The organism is Pseudomonas sp. FP453 (assembly GCF_030687495.1).
Classification (GTDB): Bacteria; Pseudomonadota; Gammaproteobacteria; order Pseudomonadales; family Pseudomonadaceae; genus Aquipseudomonas.
Genome location: NZ_CP117435.1, coordinates 2837986 through 2862990, shown reverse-complemented (window position 1 = coordinate 2862990; position 25005 = coordinate 2837986). Strand labels below are relative to the sequence as shown.

At 63.4% G+C, this 25005-nt stretch carries 21 protein-coding genes and 4 pseudogenes; 17 read left to right on the top strand and 8 right to left on the bottom strand.

The window, feature by feature from the left end:
• Nucleotides 1-37: 37 nt before the first annotated feature.
• The 4 genes from PSH87_RS12775 to PSH87_RS12760 all read right to left on the bottom strand — a co-directional run bounded on the left by PSH87_RS12775 (nucleotide 38) and on the right by PSH87_RS12760 (nucleotide 2879).
• Nucleotides 38-253 carry a molybdopterin-binding protein gene (locus PSH87_RS12775; RefSeq protein ID WP_003173733.1) on the bottom strand — a complete coding sequence of 72 codons (216 nt, stop codon included), beginning with the start codon at nucleotides 251-253 and terminating at the stop codon, nucleotides 38-40.
• 148 nt (nucleotides 254-401) lie between these two features.
• Nucleotides 402-1310: a FecR domain-containing protein gene (locus tag PSH87_RS12770; RefSeq protein ID WP_305433935.1), complete on the bottom strand. Its 909-nt coding sequence runs from the start codon at nucleotides 1308-1310 to the stop codon at nucleotides 402-404.
• Nucleotides 1307-1813: a sigma-70 family RNA polymerase sigma factor gene (locus tag PSH87_RS12765; protein WP_026137138.1), complete on the bottom strand. Its 507-nt coding sequence runs from the start codon at nucleotides 1811-1813 to the stop codon at nucleotides 1307-1309. The genes PSH87_RS12770 and PSH87_RS12765 overlap by 4 nt, the downstream gene beginning before the upstream one ends.
• A gap of 136 nt (nucleotides 1814-1949) precedes the next feature.
• Nucleotides 1950-2879, bottom strand: a complete 930-nt coding sequence (locus PSH87_RS12760; RefSeq protein WP_305433932.1) for a LysR family transcriptional regulator — start codon at nucleotides 2877-2879, stop codon at nucleotides 1950-1952.
• Nucleotides 2880-2996: 117 nt separating this feature from the next.
• On the opposite strand from PSH87_RS12760, the gene PSH87_RS12755 reads away from it, so the two are divergent.
• The 11 genes and pseudogenes from PSH87_RS12755 (at nucleotide 2997) to PSH87_RS12705 (ending at nucleotide 14510) form a co-directional block, all read left to right on the top strand.
• A complete protein-coding gene (locus tag PSH87_RS12755) occupies nucleotides 2997-4292 on the top strand; it encodes an MFS transporter (protein ID WP_305433930.1) in 1296 nt (431 codons plus the stop codon).
• 16 nt (nucleotides 4293-4308) lie between these two features.
• Nucleotides 4309-5493, top strand: a complete 1185-nt coding sequence (rhmD, locus tag PSH87_RS12750; protein WP_305433928.1) for an L-rhamnonate dehydratase — start codon at nucleotides 4309-4311, stop codon at nucleotides 5491-5493.
• 11 nt (nucleotides 5494-5504) lie between these two features.
• Nucleotides 5505-6307: pseudogene (locus PSH87_RS12745) on the top strand (HpcH/HpaI aldolase/citrate lyase family protein).
• Nucleotides 6308-6317: 10 nt separating this feature from the next.
• Nucleotides 6318-7751, top strand: a complete 1434-nt coding sequence (gene aldA, locus PSH87_RS12740; protein ID WP_305433926.1) for an aldehyde dehydrogenase — start codon at nucleotides 6318-6320, stop codon at nucleotides 7749-7751.
• A gap of 72 nt (nucleotides 7752-7823) precedes the next feature.
• A complete protein-coding gene (locus PSH87_RS12735; protein WP_305433924.1) occupies nucleotides 7824-8699 on the top strand; it encodes an amidohydrolase in 876 nt (291 codons plus the stop codon).
• Entirely contained in the window at nucleotides 8699-9019 is a 321-nt protein-coding gene (gene rhaM / locus PSH87_RS12730; RefSeq protein WP_017739418.1) for an L-rhamnose mutarotase, read from the top strand. Before PSH87_RS12735 ends, rhaM begins: the two co-directional genes overlap by 1 nt.
• A 40-nt stretch (nucleotides 9020-9059) precedes the next feature.
• Complete coding sequence (gene rhaT / locus PSH87_RS12725) at nucleotides 9060-10118, top strand: L-rhamnose/proton symporter RhaT (protein ID WP_017739419.1); 1059 nt, start codon at nucleotides 9060-9062, stop codon at nucleotides 10116-10118.
• A 29-nt stretch (nucleotides 10119-10147) separates the two neighbouring features.
• Nucleotides 10148-10919 (top strand): annotated as a pseudogene (locus PSH87_RS12720) (SDR family NAD(P)-dependent oxidoreductase).
• 173 nt (nucleotides 10920-11092) lie between these two features.
• Complete coding sequence (locus tag PSH87_RS12715; protein WP_017739421.1) at nucleotides 11093-12394, top strand: carbohydrate porin; 1302 nt, start codon at nucleotides 11093-11095, stop codon at nucleotides 12392-12394.
• 240 nt (nucleotides 12395-12634) lie between these two features.
• A pseudogene (locus tag PSH87_RS12710) lies at nucleotides 12635-13887 on the top strand (ribonucleotide-diphosphate reductase subunit beta).
• A gap of 134 nt (nucleotides 13888-14021) precedes the next feature.
• Nucleotides 14022-14510, top strand: coding sequence for a DUF1289 domain-containing protein (locus tag PSH87_RS12705; protein ID WP_305433921.1), 489 nt, complete (start codon nucleotides 14022-14024; stop codon nucleotides 14508-14510).
• A gap of 123 nt (nucleotides 14511-14633) precedes the next feature.
• On the opposite strand, the pseudogene mdeB reads toward PSH87_RS12705, so the two are convergent.
• Nucleotides 14634-17296, bottom strand: a pseudogene (gene mdeB, locus PSH87_RS12700) (alpha-ketoglutarate dehydrogenase).
• Between the two features lie 191 nt (nucleotides 17297-17487).
• On the opposite strand from mdeB, the gene PSH87_RS12695 reads away from it, so the two are divergent.
• The 3 genes from PSH87_RS12695 to PSH87_RS12685 all read left to right on the top strand — a co-directional run bounded on the left by PSH87_RS12695 (nucleotide 17488) and on the right by PSH87_RS12685 (nucleotide 20229).
• Nucleotides 17488-18402 (top strand): class I SAM-dependent methyltransferase, encoded by a 915-nt coding sequence (locus PSH87_RS12695; RefSeq protein ID WP_305433919.1) that lies wholly within the window; start codon nucleotides 17488-17490, stop codon nucleotides 18400-18402.
• 148 nt (nucleotides 18403-18550) lie between these two features.
• A complete protein-coding gene (gene pcsA / locus PSH87_RS12690; protein ID WP_305433918.1) occupies nucleotides 18551-19267 on the top strand; it encodes a phosphatidylcholine synthase in 717 nt (238 codons plus the stop codon).
• A gap of 182 nt (nucleotides 19268-19449) precedes the next feature.
• Nucleotides 19450-20229: a TSUP family transporter gene (locus PSH87_RS12685; RefSeq protein ID WP_305433916.1), complete on the top strand. Its 780-nt coding sequence runs from the start codon at nucleotides 19450-19452 to the stop codon at nucleotides 20227-20229.
• Here the strand turns inward: PSH87_RS12685 and nudC are convergent.
• Both nudC and PSH87_RS12675 read right to left on the bottom strand, forming a co-directional pair.
• Nucleotides 20197-21030 carry an NAD(+) diphosphatase gene (gene nudC / locus PSH87_RS12680; protein WP_305433915.1) on the bottom strand — a complete coding sequence of 278 codons (834 nt, stop codon included), beginning with the start codon at nucleotides 21028-21030 and terminating at the stop codon, nucleotides 20197-20199. The two genes, PSH87_RS12685 and nudC, sit on opposite strands and share 33 nt — an antisense overlap.
• A 5-nt stretch (nucleotides 21031-21035) precedes the next feature.
• Nucleotides 21036-21848: a crotonase/enoyl-CoA hydratase family protein gene (locus tag PSH87_RS12675; RefSeq protein WP_305433912.1), complete on the bottom strand. Its 813-nt coding sequence runs from the start codon at nucleotides 21846-21848 to the stop codon at nucleotides 21036-21038.
• A gap of 172 nt (nucleotides 21849-22020) precedes the next feature.
• Here PSH87_RS12675 and PSH87_RS12670 point away from each other — a divergent pair, with 172 nt between their 5' ends.
• From PSH87_RS12670 to PSH87_RS12660, 3 genes are all read left to right on the top strand, one after another.
• Complete coding sequence (locus PSH87_RS12670) at nucleotides 22021-22575, top strand: UPF0149 family protein (RefSeq protein ID WP_017734587.1); 555 nt, start codon at nucleotides 22021-22023, stop codon at nucleotides 22573-22575.
• Between the two features lie 91 nt (nucleotides 22576-22666).
• Nucleotides 22667-23923, top strand: a complete 1257-nt coding sequence (gene aroA, locus PSH87_RS12665; protein WP_305433910.1) for a 3-phosphoshikimate 1-carboxyvinyltransferase — start codon at nucleotides 22667-22669, stop codon at nucleotides 23921-23923.
• Between the two features lie 32 nt (nucleotides 23924-23955).
• Nucleotides 23956-24345, top strand: a complete 390-nt coding sequence (locus tag PSH87_RS12660; protein ID WP_305433908.1) for a hypothetical protein — start codon at nucleotides 23956-23958, stop codon at nucleotides 24343-24345.
• A 1-nt stretch (nucleotide 24346) separates the two neighbouring features.
• Here the strand turns inward: PSH87_RS12660 and PSH87_RS12655 are convergent, their stop codons facing one another.
• Nucleotides 24347-24946, bottom strand: a complete 600-nt coding sequence (locus PSH87_RS12655) for an NAD(P)H-dependent oxidoreductase (RefSeq protein ID WP_305433906.1) — start codon at nucleotides 24944-24946, stop codon at nucleotides 24347-24349.
• Nucleotides 24947-25005: the final 59 nt, after the last annotated feature.

The following is a 25005-nucleotide window of genomic DNA, read 5'->3' as shown; positions in this document are numbered from 1 at the left end:
GGCCAGCCGGCCCCCGCCTGTGCACGGGGGCCATCATTTACAGCTTGGCGATGGACACTTCGGTGGACTTCACAAAGGCAATCACTTCGCTGCCCACTTTCAACTCCAGGTCCCGTACCGAGCGCGTGGTGATCACCGAAGTGACAATGCCGGACGCGGTTTGCACGTCGATTTCGGACACTACTTCGCCCAGCAGGATTTCCTTGATCACGCCCTTGAACTGGTTGCGCACGTTGATCGCTTTGATGGTCATGTCGGCTTTCCTTTTGGCTGTTGGGTCAATCCGCACGAATGCGCAGGCCCTCAAGATGCCGCAGCGGGCAAAAACTTAAAAGGAATATATAACTCTTTATTTATACCTAATAGGAATATAGAGATTGCACGTGACCCCAGCACAGGACTCAACTGAGGGTGACCCAATACCGCGTGCGCGCCTGCACCTTGAAGCCCAGCGTCGATGCCAGCAGGCTGAGGATGCGGTCCGTGTCGTCCAGGCGAAAACTGCCGGTCACCCGCATCGCTTCCAGGCGCGGCTCCCAGCGCAACACCCCGGGACGATAGCGTTCCAGCTCCCGCAGGAAATACCCCAGCCCTTGGTCCTGTGCAGTCAGCACGCCGTCGCGCCAGCCCAGTTGCAGCACATCGAACGGCAGCCAGGCGCCAAGCCCGCGGGCGTTCAACGGCGCCTGCTGACCGGCGTGCAATGTCGCCAACTGCCCATTGAGATCGCGCACCTGCACCGCGCCCTTGAGCACCGACACCCGGCACCCCGAGGCCAGTTGCCGCACACACACCTCGGCCTGGCTCAGCGTGAGCTCGCCGTAGCGTGTGTGCACGGTCAGCGCCGCGCTACCCGGCACGTTCAACGCCAGTTCGCCGTCCACCAAGGTGATGCGCCGCTGCGCCAGGTCCACATCCACCGCCGTGGCGGTATTGAGTTGCAGGCTGCTGCCATCGGCCAGCGGCAGGCGTCTGCGTTCGCCGGTGGCGGTATGTACGTCGGCACGCCATGCCTCGATGGGCAACTGGCGGCTGATCAGCCACGCGGTCGGCAGCAACGCCGCCACGCCCAGCGCACGCTTGAGCACGGCACGCCGGCCCGGTTGCGGACGGTCGAGGCTGGCCATCGCCAGCGCCTGGGGCAAGCCGCCGAAGCGCTGGCGCAAGGTCTGGGCTTTTTGCCAGGTCTGTTCGTGCTGCGGGTGGCTGTCGCGCCAGTGTTGCAACGCAGCGTGATCACCCTCGGTGGCGGTGCCCGACTCCAGCAGCGCCAGCCATTGAGCTGCCGCACGGGCAACGTCGCGGCTCACAGCTCCACCAGCAGGCAGTGCTCGTAGGCTTGCGCCATGTAGCGTTTCACGGTGCGCTCGGACACGTCCAGGCGCTCGGCGATCTCGCGATAACCCAGGCCTTCCAGTTGGCTCCACAAAAACGCGCGACGCACCAACACCGGCAAGCCATCGAGCAATTCATCCAGGGCTTGCAGGGTTTCCAGCAGCAGCCAGCGTTGCTCGGGGGACGGCACGCAGGCCTCAGGCAAGCTGGCGAGCGCATTCAGATAGGCCTGTTCCAGGCTGCGGCGCTGATGAAAGTTGACCAGCAGGCGCTTGCCCACCGTCACCAGATACGCCCGTGGCTCCTGCATTTGCGCGATCGGCTGGGCGCTGGCGAGCACCCGCAGAAACGTATCCTGGCTCAGGTCCGCCGCATCCCAGGCATTGCCCAGGCGCCGGCGCAGCCAGCTTTCCAGCCAACTGCGGTGGTCGCGGTACAGGCTCGACAGCGTCAGTTCGGGGGCGACAACATCATTCATGGCAAGCAAACCTGCGCGGCGCGATCATGTCTCAAATGAGATTCATTCTATTTAATATCGCCACGCCACACCACGATCTTTTCAACTGATCGTTCCCACGCTTTGCGTGGGAATGCCGCCCAGGACGCTCCGCGTCCTACAACAACGCCGCCTTCTGCCGCAGCAAGTCGATAAACAACGCCAACTCACGCCCCACCCCTTCGCCCTTGCGCAACAACAGGCCAAACGGCGCCAGGCGCACATCCAGCGCAACCGGCAGGGCCACCACCAGGCCCATTTTCAGATAGTCGCGCAGGGCACTTTCCGACAGCACCATCACCGCGTCCGTCAGCTGGATCAGCTGCTGCATGGAATACACCGAGCTGCATTCAATGATGTCCGCCGGGCTCGGCAACGCCAGGTCTTGCAGCGCCTGATCGAAACCGATCCGCGCCGGGCTGCTTTGCGGTTGCAGGATCCACGGCCAGTCGCGCACCAGCTCCGCCAGCGGCACGTGCTCGCGCTGGGCCAGCGGGTGGCCGGCGTGCACCACCACCAGCATGCGTTCGTTGCCCAGGGGTTCGAAATTGTAGTGCTCGCTGTCGGTGGCAGCGTTGCGGCGGGTGATGGCCAGGTCGATGCGACCCTGTTCCAGGAGTTGGATCACCTGGTCGCTGGTGTCCCCCATGATGCGGATGCGCAGTTGCGGGTTGAGCGCCTTGATCTGCGCGATGCAGTCCATCACCAGGTCCGGCGCGGCGCCCATGATGGTGCCGATGGACAGGTAGCCATAACCGCCCTGCTGGCGCGCCATCAGGTCTTCGGCGCAACGGTCGAGGCCGCTCAGGGCCGATTCGGCAAAGCGGATCAGTTCCTGGCCCAGGGCCGTGGGGCGCATGCCCCGTGGCAAACGCTCGAACAGGTCGCAGCCAAACATGTCCTCGATCTCGCGCAGCATGCGCGTGGCCGCCGGTTGCGACATGTTCAGGGCCTGGGACGCCCGGTGCAGGTTCTGGCTGGAACTGAGGGCCACCAGCATATGCAGGTGCTTGTAGCGCAAACGGTTGAACAGGCTGGGACTACGCATTTTCACCTTTCTTATCGATACCCTGAGGTTATCACTTGTAAGCGAGATTCGATTTGTAGCGCATTGCTCGGCCGCCGTACAGTCCGGCCCATAAGAACAAAACACTGGACTGCCCCTATGAAAACCCTGCCCGCGCCCCTGCTCGCCAAGATTTCCTGGCGGCTGCTGCCCTTCCTGCTGCTGATGTACATCATGGCGTTTCTCGACCGCGCCAACGTCGGGTTTGCCAAGCAAGCCTTCCAGGCCGACACCGGCTTGAGCGATGCCGCGTTTGCCTTTGGCGCCGGCGTGTTCTTTGTCGGCTACGCGCTGCTGGAAGTGCCGAGCAACCTGATCCTGCACCGTGTCGGCGCCCGCCTGTGGATGTGCCGGATCATGGTCAGCTGGGGCCTGATCTCGGCCGCGATGGTGTTTGCCCATAACGAGACCAGTTTCTACATCCTGCGCTTCCTGCTGGGTGTGGCCGAAGCCGGCTTCTTCCCCGGCGTGATCCTCTACCTCACCTACTGGTTCCCCCAGGCCGTGCGCGGCAAGGCCATGGGCTTCTTCTACTTTGGCGCGCCGCTGGCGTTCATCTTTGGCAGCCCGTTGTCCGGCCTGCTCCTGGAAATGGACGGCTGGGCCGGCCTCCACGGCTGGCAGTGGCTGTTCGCCGTCGAAGGCCTGATGGCCTCGGTGGTGGGCATCTGGGCCTACTTCTACCTGGACAACCGCCCCGCCGACGCCAAGTGGCTCAGCGTGGATGAGCGCCAGCAAATCCAGGCCCTGCTCGACAGCGAAGACCAACACAAAACCTCCCACGGCCGCAGCCTGCTCAACGTGCTGTGCCAACCCTCGGTGCTGTACCTGTGCCTGGTGTACCTGCTGATCCAGGCCAGTGTGTACGGCGTGGTGTTTTACCTGCCGACCCAGGTCGGTGGCCTGCTCGGCACCAAGGTCGGCCTGATGGTCGGGCTGGTCTCGGCGATTCCGTGGGTGTGCGCGCTGTTTGCGGCCTGGTGGATTCCGGCCTATTCCGACCGCACCGGCCTGCGTCGGCAAACCGCCTGCCTGACCCTGCTGATGGCCGCCGCTGGCATCGCCTGTTCGGTGACCTTTGCCAGCCCGCTGCTGGGCATGCTCGCCCTGTGTTTTGCCGCCTCCGGTTTTATCGCGGTGCAGCCGGTGTTCTGGACCTTTCCATCGAGCTACCTGGCCGGCAGCGCCGCCGCAGCCGGCATTGCGCTGATCAATTCCTTCGGCGCCCTCGGCGGCTTTATCGCGCCGGTGCTCAAGCACTGGGCCGAAGGCGCCTTCCATTCCCCGGCGGCCGGTCTGTACCTGCTGTCCGCCACCACGGTACTGGCTGCGTTGCTGGTACTGGGCATCCATTCACCCGGCCCTAAAGCGTCGAACACGCCGGCCACTGTTTAACTCCAGGAGTCACACCATGGGCAACCTCACTATCAAACACGTGCGCGCCTTTGTACTGCGCGGCGGCGGCGCCGATTACCACGACCAGGGCGACGGCCACTGGATCGACGACCATATCTCCACGCCGATGAGCAAATACCCGGAGTACCGCCAGAGCCGCCGCAGCTTCGGCATCAACGTGCTCGGCACCCTGGTGGTGGAGATCGAAGCCAGCGACGGCACCGTCGGTTTTGCCGTGACCACCGGCGGCGAACCGGCTGCCTATATCGTCGAGAAACACCTGGCGCGTTTCATCGAAGGCGCCCGCGTCACCGACATCGAAAAGATCTGGGACCAGATGTACCAGTCCACCCTCTACTACGGGCGCAAGGGCCTGGTGATCAACACGATCTCCGGCGTCGACCTGGCGCTGTGGGACCTGCTCGGCAAACTGCGCCAGGAACCGGTGCACCAGCTGCTCGGCGGCGCAGTGCGTGATGAATTGCAGTTCTACGCCACCGGCGCACGCCCCGACCTGGCGCAAAAGATGGGCTTTATTGGCGGCAAGATGCCCCTGCACCACGGCCCCAGCGAAGGCGAAGCAGGCCTGCGCAAAAACCTCGAAGAACTGGCGACCATGCGCGAGCGGGTCGGCCCGGACTTCTGGCTGATGCTCGATTGCTGGATGAGCCTGGACCTGAACTACGCGACCAAACTGGCGATCGGCGCCCATGAGCACGGCCTCAAGTGGATCGAAGAAGCGCTGTCGCCGGACGATTACTGGGGCTACGCCGCCCTGCGCAACAACGTGCCCAAGGGCATGCTGGTGACCACCGGCGAACACGAAGCCACGCGCTGGGGTTTCCGCATGCTCCTGGAAATGGGCTGCTGCGACATTATCCAGCCGGATGTCGGCTGGTGCGGCGGCCTCACCGAACTGGTGAAAATCTCCGCCCTCGCCGATGCGCACAACGCCATGGTCGTGCCCCACGGTTCCTCGGTGTACAGCTACCACTTCGTCGCCACCCGCCATAACAGCCCGTTCGCCGAGTTCCTGATGATGGCGCCGAAGGCCGATGAAGTGGTGCCGATGTTCCACCCGCAGCTGCTCGGCGAGCCGGTGCCGGTGAATGGCCGCATGCGTCTGTCGGCGCTGGACAAACCCGGCTTCGGCGTTGACCTGAACCCGGATTGCCAACTGCACCGTCCCTACAACCGCTGAGGAAACCTGCCATGCACATGCCCCGCAACGGCTTCAAGGCCGCCTTGGCCAACGACGCCACGCAATACGGCATCTGGGCCGGTTTCGCCACCGGCTACGCCGCCGAAATCGTCGCCAGCCTCGGTTACGACTGGATGCTGATCGACGGCGAGCACGCGCCGAACACCGTGCCCAGCGTGCTCAACCAATTGCAGACCGTGGCACCCTACGCCACCGCGCCTGTAGTACGCGCAGTGAATGGCGACGCCAACCTGATCAAGCAACTGCTCGATGTTGGCGCGCAGACGCTGATGATCCCCATGGTCGAAACCGCCGAACAGGCCCAGGCCCTGGTGCGTGCCATGCGTTACCCGCCCCACGGCATCCGTGGCGTCGGCGGCGGCCTGACCCGCGCCACCCGCTGGGACGGCGTCGACAACTACCTCACCACCGCCCATGAAGAGCTGTGCCTGATCGTGCAAGTGGAGTCGCGCCTGGGGGTGGAAAACGTCGCCGCGATTGCCGCCGTCGAAGGCGTGCACGCGGTATTCATCGGCCCGGCCGACCTGTCCATCGGCCTCGGCCACGCCGGCAACCCCGGCCATCCTGAGGTGCAGGAGCGGATCAAGCACGCGGTGGACGCCACCCTCGCCGCTGGCAAAGTCTGCGGCATCCTCGCGCCCAATGAAGACGACGCCCCGCCGCTACCAGGCCTGGGGTTGCCGCTTTATCGCGGTGGCCATCGACATCAGCCTGCTGCGCCAGAGCGCCCTGGCCACCCTCGCCCGTTATCGCCCGGGTGGGCGAAAACAAAGCCCCGTCGCGTACCTACTAAGGAGCTGCCCATGTCATCCGTTCCCGTGTACCAGAACTTCATCAACGGCCGCTTCGTCGCGAGCGAAACCCACATCGACGTGCTCAACCCAGCCACCGGCGCGCTGCTGTCCAAGGTGCCGGCGTCCAACGCCGCCGATGTGGACCAGGCCCTCGCCGCCGCACGCCAGGCGCAAACAGACTGGGCGCGCAAACCGGCCATCGAACGCGCCGGGCACCTGCGCCGGATCGCCGCCAAGCTGCGTGAAAATGTGGCGCACCTGGCGCGCACCATCACCCTGGAACAAGGCAAGGTCAGCGGGCTGGCCGAAGTCGAGGTGAACTTCACCGCCGACTACCTCGACTACATGGCCGAGTGGGCGCGACGCATCGAAGGCGAGATCATCACCAGCGACCGCCCGAACGAAAACATCTTCCTGTTCCGCAAGCCGCTGGGCGTGGTGGCCGGCATCCTGCCGTGGAATTTCCCGTTCTTCCTCATCGCCCGCAAAATGGCGCCGGCGCTGCTCACCGGCAACACCATCGTGATCAAGCCCAGCGAAGAAACGCCGAACAACTGCTTTGAATTCGCCAGGCTCGTCGCCGAAACCGACCTGCCCGCCGGCGTGTTCAACGTGGTGTGCGGCGACGGCCAGGTCGGCGGCGCCCTCACCGCGCACCAGGGCGTGGACATGATCAGCTTTACCGGCAGCGTCGCCACCGGTTCGCGAATCATGGCCGCCGCCGCGCCGAACATCACCAAGCTCAACCTCGAACTGGGTGGCAAGGCGCCGGCCATTGTGCTGGCCGACGCCGACCTGGACCTGGCGGTCAAAGCCATCCGCGACTCACGCATCATCAACACCGGCCAGGTGTGCAACTGCGCCGAGCGGGTGTACGTGGAGCGCAAGGTCGCCGACCAGTTCATCGAACGCATCAGCGCGGCGATGGCCGCCACGCGCTATGGCGACCCGCTGGCCCAGGCCGATATGGAGATGGGCCCGCTGATCAACCGCCAGGGCCTGGACAACGTCAACCGCAAGGTGCGCACCGCGCTGAGCCAGGGCGCCAGCTTGATCACGGGCGGGCAGATCGCCGACCTGGGCGCAGGCTTTCACTTCCAGCCGACGGTGTTGGCCGGCTGCCGCGCCGACATGGAGATCATGCGCGAAGAGATCTTCGGCCCGGTGCTGCCGATCCAGATTGTCGACGACCTCGACGAAGCCATCGCCCTGGCCAACGACTGCGACTACGGCCTGACTTCGTCGATCTACACCCGCGACCTGGGCAAGGCGATGCACGCGGTGCGCGAGCTCGACTTTGGTGAAACCTACGTCAACCGCGAGAACTTCGAAGCCATGCAAGGCTTCCATGCCGGCGTGCGCAAATCCGGGATCGGCGGGGCCGACGGCAAGCATGGCCTGTACGAATACACCCATACCCACGTGGTGTACCTGCAGAGCTGATCTGGTTAAACGGGCCCGCTCACGGTAGCGTGCGGGCCCTTCCCAATGTGCTTGCGATAAGGACTGCCCCCCATGCCCCTGACGCCCTACAGCGGCCCGATCATCGACAGCCACCTGCACCTGTTCGACCCGCGCCGGCCCCAAGGCATCCCCTGGCCCGAGCCGGGCAACCGCTTGTACGCCGCGCATCTGCCGGCGGATTACTGGGCGCTGGCCGCGCCGCACAACGTGGTTGGTGCGATTGCCGTGGAAGCCAGCCCGTGGCGCGACGACAACCACTGGCTGCTGCACACCCTGCGCAGCGACCCGCGCATGCTCGGCTTTGTCGGCAACCTCGACCCGTTGCACGCGGACTTCGCCCATGACCTCGAAGCGCTGGCCGACGAGCCGCTGTTCCTCGGCCTGCGCTACGGCAACCTGTGGGACCGCGACCTGCTGCTGGACCAGACCCGCCCCGGTTTTATCGACGGCCTGCGCGAACTCGCCGCCACCGGCCGCAGCCTGGACAGCGCCAACCCGAACCCGCGTTTGATCAAGGGTTTGTTGCACCTGAGCGATGCCTTGCCCGAGCTGCGCATCATCGTCGACCACCTGCCCAACGCCCAGGTGCCCACCGGCGAAGAAGCGGCGTATCACGCCGACCTGCTGCGCCTGGCCGAGCGGCCGAATGTGTTCGCCAAACTGGCGGAAATCCCGCAAGTCGGCCCCCTGGGTTTGATCAGCGACACGGCGTTCTACAACGACCGCCTGGCCGTGCTGTGGGAGGCCTTTGGTGAAGACCGTTGCTTCTTTGGCAGCGACTGGCCCAACAGCGATCACCTCGCGGATTTCGCCACCACCCTGGGCCTGGTCAAAGGCTGCATGGCCGACAAACCCGCGGCGGTGCAAAGCAAATTCTTCGTGCACAACGCCGTCCGGGTCTACACCCCCGACGCAGGAGCCCAGTGATGCAGACCCGCGCCTTTCGCATGAACCTCAACCCCGGCCAGGCCGATGAATACCGCAAGCGCCACGATGAGATCTGGCCCGAACTGGCCCAGGCCCTGCTGGACGCCGGCGTGGTGGATTACCGGATTTTCCTCGATGAATCGAGCAACGCGCTGTTCGCCGTGCTCACTCACGAAGACGCCCACGGCCTGGATGAACTGCCCGGCACCGCGCTGATGCAGCGTTGGTGGAACCACATGCAGGACATCATGCCCAGCCATGCGGATGCCTCGCCGATCAGCGTCGATCTACAGCCCATGTTCCACCTCACGCGCCCCTGACCAATCAAGCCCACAACAACAATAAAAAGGATTCGACTACGTGGAAATCATTCTCCTCGGTGTGATTCTGCACTTTATCGGCGGCTTCGCTTCCGGCAGTTTCTACATCCCCTACAAGAAGGTCCGCGGCTGGGCCTGGGAAAGTTATTGGATCACCGGTGGCCTGGTGTCCTGGCTGATCGTGCCGCTGATTGCCGCGCAATTGACGGTGCCGGGCTGGGTGCAGATCCTGCGTGATGCCGACACCAGCACCTTGCTGTGGACCTATATGTTCGGCGTGTTGTGGGGCATCGGCGGGCTGACGTTTGGCCTGACCATGCGCTACCTCGGCCTGTCCCTCGGCATGTCGCTGATCATGGGCCTCACCTCGGCCCTCGGCGCCCTGATGCCGGCGCTGTACCGCGACCTGTTCACCGACGCCACCGAAGGCACGCTGACCTCAATGCTGGCTTCCCAGGGCGGCCATTGGGTGCTGTGGGGCGTGGCGGTGTCGCTGGTCGGCATCGCGGTGTGCGGCAAGGCCGGGCTGATCAAGGAACGGGAAGTGTCCCAGGCGGTGAAGTTTGCCAGTGTCAGCGAGTTTTCCCTGGGCAAGGGCATGCTGGTGGCGGTGATCTCCGGCGTGCTCAGTGCCTGTTTCAGCTACGGCATTTCCGCCGGGCGCCCACTCGCGGCCGCTGCGGTGGAGCATGGCGCCAACAGCCTGTTCCAGAACAACGTGACCTTCATGGTGATCATGTGGGGCGGCCTGACCACCAACGGCCTCTGGTGCCTGTGGCTGAACTGGCGCAACCGCACCTTCCACAACTACACCGACCGCAGCACCCCGCTGCTGGGCAACTACCTGCTGGTGGCGGTCGCCGGCACGCTGTGGTTCTTGCAGTTCTTTTTCTACGGCATGGGCGAAAGCCGCCTGCAGAACGACGCCAGTTCGTGGGTGCTGCACATGTCATTCATCATCATCGTGTCCAACTGCTGGGGCCTGTATTTCCGCGAATGGCACGGCACCAGTGCCGCCAACAAAGGCGTGCTGGTGGCCGGGATCGCGGTGATCCTCGGCGCAATCGCCATGGTCGGCTACGGCAATTACCTCGGCTGAGGGCCGCTTATTTTTGAAGGAGTGTTGTTATGTTGCTTGCAGATAAAACCGTGATCATCACCGGTGCCTCCCGTGGCATCGGCCGCGCCGCCGCCCGTGAATGTGCGCGCCAGGGCGCCCGCGTCGTAATCGGCCACAGCGGCAGCGGCCAGGGCCGTGAAGCGGCGTATTCGTTGATCGAGGAGATAAAAGCGTTTGGCGGCGCAGCCATCGAAGTGGGCGGCGACGCGGCCGACCCGGACACCGGCGACAAGCTGGTGGCCGGCGCGGTGAAGGCCTTTGGCAGCGTCAACGTGTTCGTCAACAACGCCGGCATCTGCCCGTTCCACTCGTTCCTCGACATGCCCCGCGAGGTCTACCTGAAGACCGTCAACACCAACCTCAACGGCGCCTACTTCGCCGTGCAGGCGGCGGCCAACCAGATGAAAAACCAGGGCCGGGGGCGGCGCAATCATCGCGGTCAGCTCCATCAGCGCCCTGGTGGGCGGCGGCATGCAAACCCACTACACGCCAACCAAGGCCGGCCTGCATTCGCTGATGCAATCCTGCGCGATTGCCCTGGGGCCGTACGGGATTCGTTGCAACTCGGTGCTGCCGGGGACGATTGCCACGGATATCAACAAAGAGGATCTGGCGGATGCGGAGAAGCTCGCCTATATGACCTCGCGGACACCGCTGGGCCGCCTCGGTGAACCGGACGATGTGGCGGGGCCGATTGTGTTCCTGGCCTCGGACATGGCGCGTTATGTGACCGGTGCGTCCTTGCTGGTCGATGGCGGCCTCTACGTAAACCTCCAATAACACCCCGCTCGCTCCCCCAACACAGTTCCAATGTGGGAGCGGGCTTGCCCGCGATAGCAGTGGGTCAGACATGAATGTGCTGACTGACACACTGCCATCGCGGGCAAGCCCGCTCCCACAGGGGATCTCTGTGCCTGAAATTCCATAAAAACAACAATCCAAGGAGCTTTCCCATGCGCACCACCTACCCCCTGGCCCTGCTCTGTAGCGCCCTCTCCACCTGCGCCTACAGCGCCCCCGCCATGCTCGGCGACTGGAACGGCCTGCGCCCGCAACTGGCCGAACAGGGCTACGACTTCACCCTCAAATACGTCGGCGAAGTCGGTTCCAACCTCGGTGGCGGCTACGACTCCCACACCACGGCACGCTGGAGCGATCAACTGATCCTCGGCGTGGACATGGACCTGCAAAAACTCCTCGGCTGGCAGGACGCGACCTTGCGCATCGGCATCGGCGAGCGCCATGGCAAGGACATCACCAACGACCGCGTCCACCACCCCAACGCCACCGGGCTGACCTCGACCATGGAAGTGTTCGGCGGCGGCAACGCCTGGCGGTTGTCGCAGTTCTGGTATGAGCAGAAGTTCTTCGACAGGAAATTCGCCCTGAAACTCGGGCGTTTCGGCCACGGCGAAGACTTCGACCAGTTCCCCTGCGAATTCCAGAACGTGACCCTGTGCGGTTCCCAGGAAGGCAACTGGAATGGCGTGTGGAACAGCTTCCCCATCAGCCAGTGGGCGGTGCGCGCCAAGTACCAGTTCACGGACGCATTCGCCCTGCAGGTCGGCGCGTATGACAAGAACCCGGGCAACGCCGAAGCCAGTAACGGCTTCAAACCGTTTATCAGCGGTTCCCAAGGCACCAGTTTCCCCATCGAAGCGATCTGGAAAGGGCACATTGATGGGCTGAATTCGGAGTACCACGCCGGCTATTACTACGCCAACGCCGACACCAAGGACATGCTCAAGGACGCCGACGGCAACTACGCCGCCAGCTCGCAAAAACCTTACCGGATGTACTCCAGCAACAGTGGCTGGTGGCTGTCCGGCCAGCAGCAATTGACCACGGTAGACGGCAACAACAAGCGCGGGCTCAACGTGTTCGCCAACCTCACGGTGAATGACCCGGACAAAAGCGTGATCAAGAACCTGATCCAGGTCGGTTTGATTTACCGAGGCCCGTTCGATTCACGTCCCGATGACACCTTCGGCGTGGGCGCATCGAAGCTGCAGGTCAGCGACCGTTACACGCGCAACACGCAAATGCTCAATGCGGCGAATGGCGTGACGTCCATTGACGACCCGCTCTATGTCCCAGAGCAACGCCGCGAATACAGTTACGAGATCAACTACGGCGTGCAGGCAACAACATGGCTGATGGTGCGGCCCAACCTGCAATACGTGAAGTACCCCGGTGGGCTGACGCAAACCCGTGGCGCGGTGGTGGGTGGGGTGCAATTTATCGCGGATTTCTAAGCCCTGGTCCTGACGTGACTGAAGACTGGCAGCGACCCAAGACCGCACATCTTGTGCGTTGACCAGTCTTGTTACACACCATATAGTGTGCCCACAAACAAAACAGACCACTACATAGTGTGCAGCATCGGTATTTACCGACCACACTCTGCGCAGTATTTCAATGCCTAGTAGCCTGCAAACCGCATATTTTTGGACGGGTTCACACGCCGTCAGAACAGACCAGGAAGGAGTATTTCAATGCTGAGTTGGGATGAAGTCGACAACGAAGACACCGGTGCAGCGGTGATCAAGGGCGCCAACGCCGGCCACGCCAGCGAAGCCAACATGGACCGTCTCGACGGTGCCGGCGCTGCCGCCGCGCTGGAAGCCCGTAACGTGACCGCCAACGACTCCGCCGCGATCATCCGCGCCAAGGCTGCCCTCGACAAACTCGACATCGCCGAAGGCCTCGCCGAACTCGAAGGCGCCTCCGCCCGTGTCGCCGTTGACGAAAAGCGCATGATCAACTGCCGCGCCGACCTCAACCAACTCGTGCCGTTCAAGTACGACTGGGGCCTGGCAGAAGTACCTCGACGGCTGCGCCAACCACTGGATGCCGCAAGAGGTCAACATGACCGCCGACATCGCCCTGTGGAAAAACCCCGAAGGCCTGACCGACGACGAGCGTCGCATCGTCATGCGCAACCTGGGCTTCTTCTCCACCGCCGACTCCCTGGTCGCGAACAACCTGGTGCTGGCCGTATACCGCCTGATCACCAACCCGGAGTGCCGCCAGTACATCCTGCGCCAGGCCTTCGAAGAGGCCATCCACACCCACGCCTACCAGTACTGCATCGAATCCCTGGCCATGGATGAAGGCGAGATCTTCAACATGTACCACGAGATTCCATCGGTGGCGAAAAAAGCCGCCTGGGGGCCTGAAGTACACCCGTTCGATCTCCGATCCGAAGTTCGAAACCGGCACCGTCGACACCGACAAGGAACTGCTGCGCAACCTGGTCGCCTACTACTGCGTCCTTGAAGGCATCTTCTTCTACTGCGGCTTCACCCAGATCCTGTCCATGGGCCGCCGCAACAAGATGACCGGCGTGGCCGAGCAGTTCCAGTACATCCTGCGCGACGAGTCGATGCACCTGAACTTCGGTATCGACGTGATCAACCAGATCAAAATCGAAAACCCACACCTGTGGGATGCCGAGATGAAGGAAGAAGCGACCCAGATGATCCTGCAAGGGACCCAGCTGGAAATCGAATACGCCCGCGACACCATGCCGCGCGGCGTACTGGGCATGAACGCCGCGATGATGGAGGACTACCTCAAGTTCATCGCCAACCGTCGCCTGTCGCAGATTGGCTTGAAGGAAGAATACCCAGGGACGACCAACCCGTTCCCGTGGATGAGCGAGATCATGGACTTGAAGAAAGAGAAGAACTTCTTTGAGACCCGTGTGATCGAGTACCAGACTGGCGGCGCGCTGAGCTGGGATTAAACATGTAGGAGCGGGCTTGCCCGCGATGGCGGTGGGTCAGCATCAAGATGCGGTGACTGACAGACTGCTATCGCGGGCAAGCCCGCTCCCACATTGGTTTTCGGTGTTCTCCAGATTTTGCAAGCAAGCCACTTATGCCCAACCAGACCATCAAGACCCCCTGCATCGGCCTGTGCTCCACCGTCTACGGTGACCTGGTCTGCCGGGGCTGCAAGCGTTATCACCACGAAGTGATCCAGTGGAACGGCTACAACGCCGAGGAAAAACAGGCGGTGTGGCTGCGCCTGGAGCAATTGCTGGTGCAGGTGATGGCCAGCAAGCTGGAGGTGTTTGATCCGCACCTGCTGCGCCAGCAACTGGAGAACCGCAAGATCCGCTTTATGCCGCACCAGTCGCCGTATTGCTGGGCGTACCAGTTGATCGCCCGGGGGGCGCGGGTGATTTCCAGGCTGGATGCGTATGGGTTGGCGTTGCTGCCGGAGTTTCGTGAGCGGCAGCTGGCTGACTTGCGGGATGCCATCGACCGCGAGTTTTTCCTGTTGTCCGAAGCGCACTACGAGCGCTATATCGCCCCAGGCTTCCTCAAGGAAGCGTTTGGGCCGGCCATGATCGCCACCTTCTAAGCCACAGCACAAAACCCCTGTGGGAGCTGGCTTGCCTGCGATGACAGAGTGTCAGTCAGCACATTTATCGACTGGTACACCGCCATCGCAGGCAAGCCAGCTCCCACAGTTGATCTCGTTTGTTCAGGAGATCCAGGACGGATCACGCTCTGTCTGCAAGCCGTACTTCTCAATCGCCTGCTGACCCATCCGCGTATCCAACGCCGTCAGCGCCGCCAGTACGATGTGATACCGATCCACCTCAAAGAAGTCGCGCAACGCAGCGCGGGTATCACTGCGGCCGAACCCGTCGGTACCCAACACGGTATAGCTGGAACCGATGTACGAACCCACCATCTGCGGCACCGCCCGCACATAGTCCGACACAGCAACTACCGGCGCGCCCTTGGGCAGGCATGCAGTCAAATGGCTGAGGCGTGCAGCCTCTTGCGGATGCAGGCGATTCCACCGCTCCACCTCCCGCGCGTCCCGGGCCAGTTCGCTGTAGCTGGTGACGCTGAACACTGCGCTGGTCACCTGCCAATCGTCCGCCAGCAACCGTGCCGCCGCTTGCACCTCGCGTACCAGCGTGCCGGAACCCAGCAGGCGCACCTGGACATCGGGCGCGCCCTCCAGGCGGTACATGCCCTTGATAATCCCCGCTTCCACGCCCTCTGGCAGACTCGGCTGCGGGTAGTTTTCGTTCATCAGGGTCACGTAGTAGAACTCGTCCACCTCGTGTTCCAGCATCTGGCGCATGCCATGGTCGAGGATCACCGCGAACTCCCCGGCGAACGCCGGATCGTAGGCGCGGCAGTTGGGCACGGTGGCGGCCATGAGATGGCTGCTGCCGTCCTGATGCTGCAAGCCTTCGCCACCCAGGGTGGTGCGCCCCGCCGTCGCGCCGAGCAGGAAGCCACGGGCGCGCTGGTCGGCGGCGGCCCAGATCAGGTCGCCCACGCGCTGAAAGCCGAACATCGAGTAATAGATGTAGAACGGCAGCATGCGCAGGCCATGCACCGAGTAGCTGGTGGCCGCTGCGACCCAGGAGCTGATGGCGCTGGGTTCGCTGATGCCTTCTTCGAGGATCTGCCCGTCGGTGGCTTCGCGGTAGCTGAGGATCGAGCCGATGTCTTCCGGCTCGTAGCGCTGGCCGACGCTGGAATAGATACCAATCTGCTTGAACAGATTGGCCATGCCAAAGGTACGCGCCTCGTCGGCGACGATGGGCACGATGCGCGGACCCCAAGGCCGGGTCCTTGAGCAGATGGGTGAGCATGCGCACAAAGGCCATGGTGGTGGACATTTCCTTGCCGTCGGCCGCCGTGGCAAAACCGCCGTAGCCTGCCACGGGCGGCACGTTGACCGTTGCGGCGTGCTGGCTGCGACTGGGGACATAGCCGCCGAGTGCGTGGCGGCGCTGGTGCAGGTAGCGCATTTCAAGGCTGTCATCGGCCGGTTTGAAGAAGCTCAGGGACTCGGTCTGCTCATCGCTCAGCGGCAGTTGGAAGCGATTGCGAAAGGCGATCAACGCCTCGCGATCAAGCTTCTTCTGCTGGTGCGTGGTCATCTTGCCCTGCCCCGCCTCGCCCATGCCGAAACCCTTCTTGGTCTGGGCGAGGATCACCGTGGGCTTGCCCTTGACCCCGCCGCGCCGCATGGTAGGCCGCGTGGATCTTGACCATGTCGTGGCCGCCGCGCTTGAGGCGGTCGATCTGTTCGTCGCTCATGCCCGCCACGAGTCTGGCCAGGGAGTCACTCTGGCCGAAAAAGTGCTCACGGTTGTAGGCGCCGTCCTTGGCGGCGAAGGTCTGGAACTGGCCGTCAACCGTTTGCGACAGGGTGTTCACCAGCGAGCCATCCGCGTCTTTGGCCAGCAAGGCGTCCCAGTCCGAGCCCCAGACCAGCTTGATCACGTTCCAGCCGGCACCGGCGAACAGCGCTTCCAGCTCGTCGATGATCCGCCCATTGCCCCGCACCGGGCCGTCGAGGCGCTGCAGGTTGCAGTTGACCACCCAGGTCAGGTTGTCCAGGCCTTCGCGGGCTGCCAGGGTCAGGGCGGACATGCTTTCCGGCTCGTCCATTTCCCCGTCGCCAAACACGCCCCAGACGTGGCGGTCGGTGGTGTCGAGCAGGTTGCGGTGTTGCAGGTAGCGCATGAAACGCGCGTGGAAAATCGAGCTGATGGGGCCGATTCCCATCGACCCCGTGGGGAACTGCCAGAAATCAGGCATCAACCACGGATGGGGATAGCTCGACAGCCCGCGCGCGCCGGCCTTGGGGCCGCCGATTTCCTGGCGATAGTGGGCCAGGTCGTGTTCATTCAGGCGGCCTTCCAGATACGCCCGCGCATAGATGCCTGGGGCGGAATGGGGCTGATAGAACACCAGGTCGCCGCCAAAACCGTCGTTGCGCGCGCGGAAAAAGTGGTTGAAGCCCACCTCGAACAAATCCGCCGCACTGGCGTAGCTGGCGATATGCCCGCCGAGTTCACCGTAGGCCTGGTTGGCCCGCACCACCATGGCCAGGGCATTCCAGCGCACCAGCGAGGCCAGGCGCTCTTCGGTGGCGAGGTCGCCCGGGAACGCCGGTTGCTGCGCGACGCTGATGCTATTGATATAGGGCGTGCCGTGGCGCGGTTTCCAGTCGATGGGCGGCGCGCTGCCTTCACGGGCCAGCAAGTCGAGGATCTGCCGGGCCCGCGCGGGGCCGGCGTTGGCGACCAGGGACGCAAGGGCGTCGCGCCACTCGTCCAACTCTTGTTGATCCAGGGCTGTGTGATTCACCGCGCTCGCAAAACCGTTCATGGGCACCTCCGGGCTTTTTTTCCAGTTTATGTCGGCGTCAAAGGATTTTTTGCCTGTAATCCGGCGGACAAGTCTGAATTTTGAGCATGATTCACTGGCAATCCGCCTTTCCTCAGCACGTTGTGCTCAAGCCCCCCGAAACCTCGCCATTGTGTTTAAAATGCCGCCCGCTCAACGAACGACGTTAAACGATGAACCCAGACGCCCTTGCCACCCTGCACGCCCACCTGCTCACCGCCCTGGCGACCCCGCCCGGCGAAACCCGGCGCCTGTTCCACGGCCGTGGGCGCTGCTGGCCGGGCCTGGAGCAACTGACGGTGGATTGGTTGCAAGGCGTGGTGCTGGTTTCGCTGTTCAAGGAGCCGGAAGCTGAACAGTTGGAAGCCCTGAAGCAGTTGCTGCAAGCGCAGTTGAGCGCCCACACCGTCGCCCTGCAACACCGCTACCTGCCGCAAAGCACCACCGAATGGCTGGTGGGCAACCCCGTCGATGAGCTGACCATCACCGAAGGCGGCCTGCGTTACCTGATCGATCTGGGTAAAAAACAGAACAGCGGGCTGTTCCTCGACATGCGCTACGGGCGTAACTGGGTGCGTGAACAAGCCAAGGGCCAGCGCGTCCTCAACCTGTTCGCCTACACCTGCGGTTTCTCCGTGGCGGCCATCGAAGGCGGCGCCGACCATGTGGTGAACCTGGACATGGCCCGTGGCGCCCTCAGCCGGGGTCGCGACAACCATCGCCTGAACGGCCACGACCTGAGCCAGGTGACGTTCCTCGGCCACGACCTGTTCAAGTCCTGGGCCAAGGTCACCCACAGCGGCCCCTATGACCTGGTGATCATCGACCCGCCATCGTTCCAGAAAGGCAGTTTCCTGCTGACCAAGGACTACCAGCGCGTGCTGCGCCGCCTGCCGGACTTGTTGACGGCGCGAGGCACGGTGCTGGCCTGCATGAACGACCCGGCCTTCGGTGAAGACTTCCTGATCGACGGCGTGACCCGCGAGGCACCGGGGCTGCGCTTTGTCGAACGTCTGGAAAACCCGCCGGAATTTCCGGATATTGATGCACAAAGTGGCCTCAAGGCCCTGGTGTTCCGTCAAGGCTGATGCCGAAACCGCGCGCGCTTGCTACGCTTAGACTTACGCCGGGCGGTGAACCATATCCTCCCCTTCCCGGTCGATACCTGCATTCCCTGGCCAGACTCGACGGCGTCACGTTGTCGGCTGCCCCGTTTCACCTTTTGGAGAACCGCCCGTGATATCGACCCTGCATGTAGCCAGACTCAAAGCCTGGGGCGCCCACGGCTTTACCGCCACCGGTGTGGTATTGGCCTTCCTGGCCACCCTGGCGCTGCTGGAAAACTCGCCCAAGGCCTGCCTGCTGTGGCTGGGCCTGGCGCTGGTGGTCGATGGCGTCGACGGCTCGCTGGCGCGACGGGTCAACGTCAGCACGGTGCTGCCGAGCTTTGACGGCTCGGTGCTGGACCTGGTGATCGACTACCTGACCTACGTGTTTATCCCGGCATTGTTTATCTACCGCTACATCGACCTGCCGGACTTTACCCACCTGTTCACCGTGTCGGTGATCCTGGTGTCGTCGCTGTTCTGCTTCTGCAACGTGAACATGAAGAGCAAGGACAACTACTTCGTCGGCTTCCCCGCTGCGTGGAACGTGGTGGCGCTGTGCGTGTACATCATCCAGCCAGACGCCTGGGTCACCCTGCTCACCGTGATCGGCCTGGCCCTGCTGACCGTGACGCCGATGAAGTTCTTGCACCCGTTCCGCGTGAAGCGCTTCATGCCGATCAACATCGCGGTGACCACGATCTGGTTGCTGTGCAGCTTTCTGATGGTGGTGGATTATCCGAACACCAACCCGTGGACGTTTGGGTTGTGGTCGGTGATGTCGGCGTACTTCCTGGGGATTAGCATCTGGCGCACGGCTTTGGAGTGGATCGAAGCACGCCGCTGACTCAAGCGGGCACGGTCTAAATGTGGGAGCTGGCTTGCCTGCGATAGCGGTGGGTCAGCACCAGATTTTTTGCTTACAGACCGCTATCGCAGGCAAGCCAGCTCCCACATTTGGATCTGTGTAGATCTGGCAGTAAGATGGCGGCCTTCCGCATAGCGCCCTGCCAACAATAAGCCCTGCCCATGCCCTTCGAACTCAGCGTTGACCTCAGCACCCTCGCCATTCTCGCCGCCGTGGCCTTTGTCGCCGGTTTTATCGACGCCATCGCCGGCGGCGGCGGCTTGCTCACCACGCCTGCCCTGCTCACCGCCGGCATGCCGCCGCACCTGGTACTGGGCACCAACAAGCTCAGCTCCACCTTTGGCTCGGCCACCGCCAGCTTCACCTTCTATCGCCGCAAGCTGTTTCACCCGCGCCAGTGGGTGCACGCCATCGTCGGCACCTTTATCGGCGCGTTGACCGGCGCGGTGGTTGCCCACTACCTGCCCGCCGAAACCCTGAACAAGATGCTGCCGGTGATCGTCTTTGGTTGCGGCCTGTATTTGCTGTTCGGCGGCACGCCCAAGGCGCCGCTGGATGCCGACGCACCGATCAAGAAGAAATGGCAATCCACCCAGGGCTTCGGCCTGGGCTTCTACGATGGTGTGGCCGGCCCCGGCACGGGCGCGTTCTGGACCGTCAGCACGATGCTGATGTACCCCGTCGACCTGGTGAAAGCCAGCGGCGTCGCACGCAGCATGAACTTCGTCAGCAACGCGGCTGCGCTGTCGGTGTTTATCTTCAACGGCACGGTGGATTGGATCGTCGGCCTGACCATGGGCGTGTGCGTGATGGGCGGCGCGTTCTTTGGCGCACGCAGCGCGATCAGCGGCGGCGCCAAGTTCATTCGCCCGGTGTTTATCACCGTGGTGCTGGGCCTGACCGTACGCCTAGCCTGGCAGCACTGGTTCAGCGTGGCCTAAGCGCCGCGCCAGGTAGAGGTCGATCAGGTAGCGCGCAATCGAACGTGACGCCGGCAACGGTGGCAGGTTGTGGATGTTGAACCACTGCGCGTCTTCGATCTCGTCGGCCTGGGGCACGATGTCGCCACCGGCGTATTCGGCATGAAAGCCGAGCATCATCGAATGGGGAAACGGCCAGCATTGGCTGCCCATGTACTGGATGTTCTTGACCTCCACCTGCACTTCCTCGCGCACTTCGCGGATCAAGCAGTCTTCGGCCGACTCACCCGGCTCGGCAAACCCCGCCAGCGTGCTGTACACCCCCGTGACAAAACGCGGCGAACGCGCCAGCAGGATCTCGTCGCCCCGGGTCACCAGCACAATCATGCTCGGCGAGATCCGAGGGTAGCTGCGCAGGTCGCAGGCCTGGCAAAACATCGCGCGTTCGCGTGGCACCTGGACCATGGCCTGGCCACAACTGCCGCAAAACCGGTGCTCCCGCGCCCAGGTGCCGATTTGCGCGGCGTAGCCCAACACTTTGTACAAGGTGTGATCGCCTTGCAGCATGAAGGCGCGCAGGCCCTGCCAGCTGCAACCCGGCACTTCGGTCGGTGCGTTCAGCTCCAGCAGGTACAGCGGCTCGCCGTCGAGGTGGCCGATGCCGTGTTCGGCAAACACCGAGAGGTCCTGACGCTTGAGCCATTCGCGGGGGAACAGCGGGCCATTGCTGTCATGCAAAAAGCCCTCGCGGCTGCGGGCAACGGCCCAGCCGCCGGGGGTGTCGTTGTCCAGCAGTGTGGTGGTAATCCAGCCTGGGGTCATGTCAGTCAATCCACGAATTCGGGTTTCTGCTTGCTCATATGGGCCGCGATGGCCACGCGCAGGTCGTTGGATTGCAACATAGCCGCGTTCCAGGTGGCAACGTATTCCAGACCATCATTGACCGTATGGTCACGCATGTAGCTGATCATGGCTTTGGTGCCGGTCACGGCAATCGGCGACTTGGCGGCGATTTCGTGGGCGATCTCCAACACGCCGGCCAGCAGACGCTCTTGATCCGGGTAGACGCGGTTGACCAGGCCGATGCTGCGCGCTTCCTCGGCGCCGAATTGGCGACCGGTGTAGGCCAGTTCCCGCAGCATGCCGTCGCCGATGATGCGCGGCAGGCGTTGCAGGGTGCCGACGTCGGCGGCCATGCCGATGTCGATCTCCTTGATCGAGAACTGCGCGCCCTCGGCGGCGTAGCGCATGTCGCAGGCGCTGATCAGGTCGATGGCGCCGCCGATGCAGTAGCCCTGGATCGCCGCCAGCACCGGCTTGCGGCAGTTGTCCACGGCATTGAACGACGCTTGCAGCTCAAGGATCTTGCGCCGCAGCAGGCGCGCATTGCGGCCGACGTCCTTGCCGAATTCGTTGGCCACCGAGGCCAGCATCATCAGGTCGATGCCCGAGGAAAAATGCTTGCCGGCGCCACTCAACACCACCGCACGTACGGCGTCGGTGTCTTCGACCCACTGGAAGATCTCGATGATCTCGGTCCAGAACACCGCGTTCATCGCGTTGATCTTTTCCGGGCGATTGATCTGCACATGGGCAACGTTGCCAGTGAGTTCGACGACAAAAGCTTGGTATTCGGACATGGCAGTGATCCCTGACTGGCGAGTGATAAGGGCCGAACTATAACAAGGGTGCGCCACGGCGCATCGGCCAAAAGCGGGACTGGGAAAACGCTGGATAAAACCCGGCGTACGCGCCATCCTTCGCGCTTTAAGCCGCCCCATCAGCGGCGCTCGACGTTTAAAGGATATGCCCATGCACGCCCAACCCCTCTCCCCGGCCGAATTCGAGTTTGTCGAAGATACCCTGCAAAAGTACGGCGACGACCATTCGGTGCTGAACCTCGCCGAACTGGACGGCTACTTCACCGCCCTGGTGTCGAGCCCGGCCCAGGTGGACGTGGCCGAGTGGTTCCCGGCGATCTGGGGCGGGCAGAACCCCGAGTGGGAAAGCATGGACGAGGCGCAACGCTTCCTCGAACTGTGCGTGCGCCACATCAACACCCTGGCCGGGCAACTGGCGACCGACGCGACAAGCTTCAAGGCACGTTTCGACGACACTGAACACCAGGGCCACACCGTGACCCTCGCCGAGGAATGGTGCTTTGGTTATATCCGTGGCGCGGCCATTGGCAACTGGCCTGCGTTGCCGGCAGTACAGGCCGGCGAACTGGAGAAAATCTCCTGGTGCGCCGAGCAGGACAATTTCGAGTTGCCGGCCGACCTCGATGTAGCCGCGCACCAGCAGCGCGTCAGCCAGATCGAACCGGCCGCGCGTGCCCTGCACGATTACTGGCTGAGCCAGCGCTAAACCTCGACAAGTACTGCCGGTTTGGCCGATTATTCGGGTCCGCCCGTCGGCCACTCCCTACCACCTTGCCTTGCATCAGGAGCCTTGTACCTTGAGTTCGCAGAAAACCGTGACCGTTACACCGCCCAATCTCCCCCTCAATGGCAAGGTCGCGCCCCCCGGCTCCAAATCCATTACCAACCGCGCCCTGTTGCTGGCCGCCCTGGCCAAGGGCACCAGCCGCCTGAGCGGCGCGTTGAAGAGCGATGACACCCGCCATATGTCGGTGGCCCTGCGCCAGATGGGCGTGACCATCGACGAGCCGGATGACACCACCTTTGTCGTCACCGGCTCCGGCAAGCTGCAACTGCCGGCGCAACAGCTGTTCCTCGGCAACGCCGGCACCGCGATGCGCTTTCTTACCGCCGCCGTCGCCACCGTCGAAGGCACCGTGGTGCTGACCGGCGACGACTATATGCAGAAGCGCCCGATCGGCCCGCTGCTGGCGACCCTGCGCGAAAACGGCATCCAGGTCGACAGCCCAACCGGTTGCCCGCCGGTGACCGTGCACGGCGTGGGCAAGGTCCAGGCCAAGCGCTTCGAGATCGACGGCGGCTTGTCCAGCCAGTACGTATCGGCCCTGCTGATGCTTGCGGCCTGTGGCGAAGCGCCGATTGAAGTGGCCCTGACCGGCAAGGACATCGGCGCCCGCGGCTACGTGGACCTTACCCTGGACTGCATGCGCGCCTTCGGCGCCCAGGTCGACACCGTCAACGACACCACCTGGCGTGTCGCGCCGACCGGCTACCGCGCCCACGACTACCTGATCGAGCCGGACGCGTCCGCCGCCACCTACCTGTGGGCGGCCGAAGTGCTGACCGCTGGCCGTATCGACATCGGCGTCGCCGCGCAGGACTTCACCCAGCCGGACGCCAAGGCCCAGGCCGTGATCGCCCAGTTCCCGAACATGCAGGCCACAGTGGTGGGCTCGCAGATGCAGGACGCCATCCCGACCCTGGCCGTGCTGGCGGCGTTCAACAACACCCCGGTGCGTTTCACCGAGCTGGCCAACCTGCGGGTCAAGGAATGTGACCGCGTGCAGGCGCTGCACGACGGCTTGAATGAAATCCGTCCAGGCCTGGCCACCATCGAAGGCGACGACCTGCTCGTCGCCAGCGACCCAGCGCTGGCCGGCACGTCGTGCAACGCCCTGATCGACACCCACGCCGACCACCGCATCGCCATGTGCTTTGCCCTGGCTGGTTTGAAAGTGGCGGGCATCCGCATTCAGGACCCGGACTGCGTGGCCAAGACCTATCCTGACTACTGGAAGGCTCTGGGCAGTCTTGGGGTGCAACTCAGCTACTGAGCCGGCAGCGCCGGAATGGGGAGGCCAAGCACATGACGATTCGCCAACCCTGCCCACCCGGCGCTTGCGACTGCGACCGCGAGCAACTGCTGCAAACCCCTGACGCCGACGCGCGCATCCTCACCCTCACGCGCCAGGAAGAGAAGAAGCTGATCGCGCGCCTCGAAGACCTCAAGAGCCTGCAAGACCTGGAGCGCATGCAACAGCTGATGTACCAGCAATTGGGCATCCGCGTGCAGGTGGCGCCGGGGCATACCGAGGTCAAGAGCATGCGCGGCATCCAGATCGACATCGAGCCGTTTCCAGGCCTGTGCCGCAAGACCCGTCAGGCGATTCCGGCAGCGATCCGCCGGGGCATGGAAAAACGCCCGGAAATTGCCTACCGCCTGCTCGACGCCCACGACCTGTTTCGCGAAGGCTGAATCAGCCCGCGACCGTCTCCTGCTGAAACAAGCCCTGCCCGACCGCGTGCGCTGTGCGCAGGTGCGCCTCGGCGGTGCCGCTTTCCGATTCGAGCAACAGCTCGGAGGTGAGCACCTTGGCCCCGCAGTAATCAAAGATGCCGTGGTCGATCTGCGTACGCATGGCCGTGGCATAGCCGTGGCGATCAAAGGCGCTTTCATCCGCCGCCCCCACGGCCAGCAAGTGCACGTTCAAGTGCCGCAGCTTTTTCACCACCGGCCTGTTCGGGCCGTAATCAATCGCCCAGCCGTTGACGAATACACGGTCGACCCAGCCTTTGAGCAGGCCCGGCAGCGACCACCAGTAGATCGGAAACGCCAGCACCAGCGCATCGGCGCGGTCGATACGTGCTTGCTCGGCCAGTACATCCGCCGGCGGCGTGGCAAGGCCGCGATGCACGCGCTGGTCGGCGGCGCCGTAGCGTGGGTCGAAACCTTCGGCGGCGAGGTCGGCGATCTCAAAGCTGTGGCCGGCAGCGGTCAGCCCGGCAGCGGCTTGCAAAGCAATGCTGTGGGTCAGGGATTGCGGGTCGTGATGAGCGACAACGATCAAGGCGTGCATGACATTGACTCCATTTCGGTTTAGGCTGGGCTTAAGTTACCTTTGGTAAGTTACTTTTG

Coding starts and splice junctions, on each gene's coding strand:
- PSH87_RS12655 (WP_305433906.1), bottom strand. CDS start 24,946: ATGCACGCCTTGATCGTTGTCGCTCATCACGACCCGCAATCCCTGACC.
- PSH87_RS12775 (WP_003173733.1), bottom strand. CDS start 253: ATGACCATCAAAGCGATCAACGTGCGCAACCAGTTCAAGGGCGTGATC.
- nudC (WP_305433915.1), bottom strand. CDS start 21,030: ATGACCCCAGGCTGGATTACCACCACACTGCTGGACAACGACACCCCC.
- PSH87_RS12765 (WP_026137138.1), bottom strand. CDS start 1,813: ATGAATGATGTTGTCGCCCCCGAACTGACGCTGTCGAGCCTGTACCGC.
- PSH87_RS12715 (WP_017739421.1), top strand. CDS start 11,093: ATGCGCACCACCTACCCCCTGGCCCTGCTCTGTAGCGCCCTCTCCACC.
- PSH87_RS12705 (WP_305433921.1), top strand. CDS start 14,022: ATGCCCAACCAGACCATCAAGACCCCCTGCATCGGCCTGTGCTCCACC.
- PSH87_RS12685 (WP_305433916.1), top strand. CDS start 19,450: ATGCCCTTCGAACTCAGCGTTGACCTCAGCACCCTCGCCATTCTCGCC.
- rhaM (WP_017739418.1), top strand. CDS start 8,699: ATGCAGACCCGCGCCTTTCGCATGAACCTCAACCCCGGCCAGGCCGAT.
- PSH87_RS12660 (WP_305433908.1), top strand. CDS start 23,956: ATGACGATTCGCCAACCCTGCCCACCCGGCGCTTGCGACTGCGACCGC.
- rhmD (WP_305433928.1), top strand. CDS start 4,309: ATGGGCAACCTCACTATCAAACACGTGCGCGCCTTTGTACTGCGCGGC.
- PSH87_RS12695 (WP_305433919.1), top strand. CDS start 17,488: ATGAACCCAGACGCCCTTGCCACCCTGCACGCCCACCTGCTCACCGCC.
- PSH87_RS12735 (WP_305433924.1), top strand. CDS start 7,824: ATGCCCCTGACGCCCTACAGCGGCCCGATCATCGACAGCCACCTGCAC.
- PSH87_RS12675 (WP_305433912.1), bottom strand. CDS start 21,848: ATGTCCGAATACCAAGCTTTTGTCGTCGAACTCACTGGCAACGTTGCC.
- PSH87_RS12670 (WP_017734587.1), top strand. CDS start 22,021: ATGCACGCCCAACCCCTCTCCCCGGCCGAATTCGAGTTTGTCGAAGAT.
- PSH87_RS12760 (WP_305433932.1), bottom strand. CDS start 2,879: ATGCGTAGTCCCAGCCTGTTCAACCGTTTGCGCTACAAGCACCTGCAT.
- aldA (WP_305433926.1), top strand. CDS start 6,318: ATGTCATCCGTTCCCGTGTACCAGAACTTCATCAACGGCCGCTTCGTC.
- PSH87_RS12755 (WP_305433930.1), top strand. CDS start 2,997: ATGAAAACCCTGCCCGCGCCCCTGCTCGCCAAGATTTCCTGGCGGCTG.